The following is a 3,948-nucleotide window of genomic DNA, read 5'->3' as shown; positions in this document are numbered from 1 at the left end:
CATCGAAAACAAAGTAAAGGCAGTAAAATATTTTGTTTCATCTAACGGCATTCCCAATTCTCTGCCGTAAGCACCTATGGCATCACCCGCCATTACTTCCACACCTACATATAAAAACAAGCACAAAACCCCCAGCATTAAATGTTTAAATTGAAATACATTTGTTTTTGTTACAATCGAATTGTTTATTGTTGCGTCGTCCTTGTTCATATCAATTTCGGGAAGCGAAGATTTTTTTATCATTATTGCTAAAAGCACTAATACTACAGCCATAATTATATAAGGCGAAATTACTCTTGTGGCCAGTTCATTTAAAAGATTATTTTTTGTTACTGTATCTGTTGCTGTCTTTACCTGTTCTTCAATTGCATTTGCATTTTTTAAAACCAATGCACCTAAAATGATGGGGCTTAACATACCGGCAATTTTATTGCAAATACCCATAATGCTGATGCGTTTGGCAGCACTTTCAATAGGGCCTGCAATACTTATGTAAGGGTTAGATGCTGTTTGTAATAATGCCAGGCCCATACCCTGAACAAACAAACCGGTTAGAAATAATCCAAAACTTCGGGCATTGGCAGCAGGCACAAAAATTAATGATCCGGCAGCCATTACCAATAAGCCTAAGGCCATGCCATTTTTAAATCCCGTTTTCTTTAAAATTATTGATGAGGGTATTGCAAGAAAAAAATATGCCATATAAAAAGCAAAGGTTACAAAAAAGGCCTGTATATCATTTTCTAACTGGCAGGCCAGTTTTAAAAATGGTATTAATGTTCCATTAAGCCAGGTAACAAAACCAAATACAAAAAATAAAATGCCAATGATGATAATGGCGTAACGGTTGTTTTGCTTTTGCTCCATAATAATTTTTTATGTACGTGAATTGGAAAAATACAAAGAGTTACTGGTATTACATTCACAAATGCAATGTAAAACGTTTGCATGAAATGCTTTCTGCGCAAGCGTTTGCGTAAAATACTTTTTGTGCAAACGCTTGCACAATGTTTACCGAAAACGATTTGCTATGTTTGATTTACGATTGTGCTACACTATGAAATTAACAGTACTATTTTTTCTCAGGATAACTAACAGCATCAACAGTAAGAATTACAGAGAGAATATTTTATCGAAGTGCCTTTAAAACTAAACACTTTAATTTATTTATTATTAAACCAAACTTAATTATTCATGAAAAAGAAAATGTTTTATTTACCTGTGCTGCTGTTGCTGTGTTATATTTCGGCAAAGGCACAAACCGCCAATTCTTATTATGTAGATGGCTCACAGGCTACGAATGGAACGGGCACTTTAGCCAGCCCATGGAACCGTATTTATTATGCTATCAACAGGGTAAGAGATACTACTAAAGATGCCATTGTATATATTAAAGCCGGCACTTACACCATTGATTCTACTAACTATTTATCGCAATTGTATATTGGCAGTAATAATGGTGGTGCCAATGGAAAATATTTAACACTCAGGCCGTATGCAGGTGATGAAGGTAAGGTATATATAGATGGAAGCAAGCTGGCTACTAATCCATTTTATCCTAACATGCTTATTGTTAGTGGTGCTAAATACGTAAAGCTGCAGGGCTTGCGGTTTAGAAGTTTGAAAAATACAAATGGTTATGCTGTTAATATACAGGGGGCACAAAATATTGAAATAAATAATTGTGCTTTCGATACCTTACGCTGGACTGCTACCAGTGCTGAATATGGTTACCCAACAGTTAACAATACCAGCAATTTTATTCATGCTGTTTATCTTGCCAACAACACTAACATTACCATTACAAATGATACATTGCGAAATTCGGCACCCGGCTGGGGTGAGTTTGTAAAAGATGCAGGAGGTAATACTGGTATTACGCAAACGGCTTTAGTGTCAACCAATGTAACCGCTGTTGCTTCTGACTATTATGTTGCGTTAACTGGTAACGATACAACCGGCAGTGGCTCCATCACCAAGCCATGGCGCACTGTTAAAAAAGCAAATGAGTTAGCAGGAATTAATTATACTTATTCTCCTTCTATATTAATAAATGCACCAGTAACCGTTTATCTCCGTGCAGGCACACATAAGCCATTAACCGACGGAATTTTTATTGGCAGTAACCGTGGTACTAACGGCCAGTGGTACACCATAAGAAACTATCCCGGAGAAAATGTTATTGTAGATGGCAGTAATATCACCGGAAAATTTTCGGCACTTATTGCAATTTCAGACGCAAAGTATATTCGTATAGAAGGATTAAAGTTAACTAAGATGACCAATGATTCTGCATTGCAAAATATTGGCCCTTCTGTTGGCACAAAAGATACGAGGTTTGGTATTATTGTAAGCGGCAAATCTTCCAATGTTATTATTAAGAAAAATGAAATTTATGATATGGCATGGACAAGAAATAGTAGCAAACAAAAAATACCCACCGGCAGCGATAACCTTAATCCATTGGTAATACTGGGTACAACTGATACATCAATAAGAAATGTTATTATCGACAGCAATACAGTGTATAATAATATTACTGGTTATGCAGAGGCTGTTACTGTAAATGGAAATGTAGATTCTTTTGCTGTAAATAATAATTTGGTTTTTGATAATGCAAACATTGGTATAGTGGCAGCAGGTAATTATCAATGGGTGGTAGATGATGCAACTTTTACAGTAACTGCACCAAATAATTTTTCTAAAAATGGATTTATACTTAATAACACGGTCTATAGAAATATTTCACCCATCGCAGTTTCTGCCGGTATTTATTTAGATGGCTCAAGAAATGTTCTGGTACAAAATAATGAATCTTATAATAACGGAACAGGGTTGTCGGTAGGTAACGAGCAACCGAACAGCATAAGCGGATACCACACTGTAAATAGTAATGTATTCCGGGATAATTTATCAGCAGGGCTTTATTATGGCAGTACTAATCCCACCTCATGGGTGCAAAATTGTACGGTAAAAAATAATACTATTAAAAATAATTATGTGCTTGATTCTGTATTGAGGGCAAAAGCTAATAATCAATATGGCATCACTAACGTTTCGCAACGTTATACTGAAGTAAATATTTACCGTTTAAGAAATAGTATGTTTAAACAAAATACTATTGAGTCTTTATCAAATATTGTTTTGGGTTTATACCTTACTCAATCAGCAGATACACTCTGGTACAATACTTATTATGTAATTAGCGGCGATGCCTGCCAGGCCATTTTTGTGCAGGATAAAAATAACGATGGAGTGATTGCATTACCCGCCGATTCTATTTATTTTAATTTTCACCAGTATGCAAAAAGAACCGGCTACGATCAAAATTCTTCCTGCGAAGGACAAAGCTATAATCCCTCAGGTTGTGGTACGCCACCAGCAGCTTTTTTAGGTGGTGGTTTAGAAGAGCAGTTAATTGCTGATGAAAGTAAAATTAATATTAAAACTTTCCCCAACCCGGTAGTAAATAATTTATTTATAAAAATGAGTTTGCAAACTGCAGGGTTAGTAAATGTGCAAATGATAGATTTATCAGGAAGAATAGTATTAAGCAGGCAGCAACAATTATCAAAAGGTGTACAGCAATTAAATATACAAGGGATTAAACAGGCAGCGATAAAACCCGGTATTTATTGGGTAAAGATTGCTACACCTGACGAAACAAAAATATTTAAAATAGCAGTGCAATAAAAATAACTACTGACGTTTTCAAAAAAAATCGCCGTATTAGCTGCGGCGATTTTTTAACATAAAATAATTTATATTTTTTTTGTGGTATGATTATTACACAAACGTTTGCACATATTTAGTATTTGTTATTGGTATAAGTTTGAACCGTAAATAATAACTGTATGACATTTAAATACAACCGACGGGATTTTTTAAAGCAAACCACTGCTGCAGGAGCAGGAATTACTTTGTTGCAATCGCCATTAAAAATTTTTG

Annotated in this window: 3 protein-coding genes; 2 read left to right on the top strand and 1 reads right to left on the bottom strand. The window is 35.1% G+C overall.

Features of this window, described 5'->3' with window-relative positions; translation table 11 throughout:
- A partial coding sequence (locus ACY65O_RS01095; protein WP_462218999.1) for an MFS transporter occupies positions 1-867 on the bottom strand: 867 nt, incomplete at its 3' end.
- A 327-nt stretch (positions 868-1,194) separates the two neighbouring features.
- Between ACY65O_RS01095 and ACY65O_RS01090 the strand changes: the two genes are divergently transcribed.
- Both ACY65O_RS01090 and ACY65O_RS01085 read left to right on the top strand, forming a co-directional pair.
- Positions 1,195-3,693 carry a right-handed parallel beta-helix repeat-containing protein gene (locus ACY65O_RS01090; protein WP_462218998.1) on the top strand — a complete coding sequence of 833 codons (2,499 nt, stop codon included), beginning with the start codon at positions 1,195-1,197 and terminating at the stop codon, positions 3,691-3,693.
- Between the two features lie 161 nt (positions 3,694-3,854).
- Positions 3,855-3,948: twin-arginine translocation signal domain-containing protein (locus tag ACY65O_RS01085; RefSeq protein WP_462219000.1), on the top strand; the 94-nt coding region annotated here is incomplete at its 3' end.

Source organism: Ferruginibacter sp., assembly GCF_031430955.1.
Lineage (GTDB): Bacteria > Bacteroidota > Bacteroidia > Chitinophagales > Chitinophagaceae > Ferruginibacter.
This window is presented reverse-complemented; position numbering and strand designations above follow the sequence as displayed.

Bases quoted from the DNA above. Each gene is read 5' to 3' on its own strand.
- ACY65O_RS01090 (WP_462218998.1), top strand. From the start codon at position 1,195: ATGAAAAAGAAAATGTTTTATTTACCTGTGCTGCTGTTGCTGTGTTAT.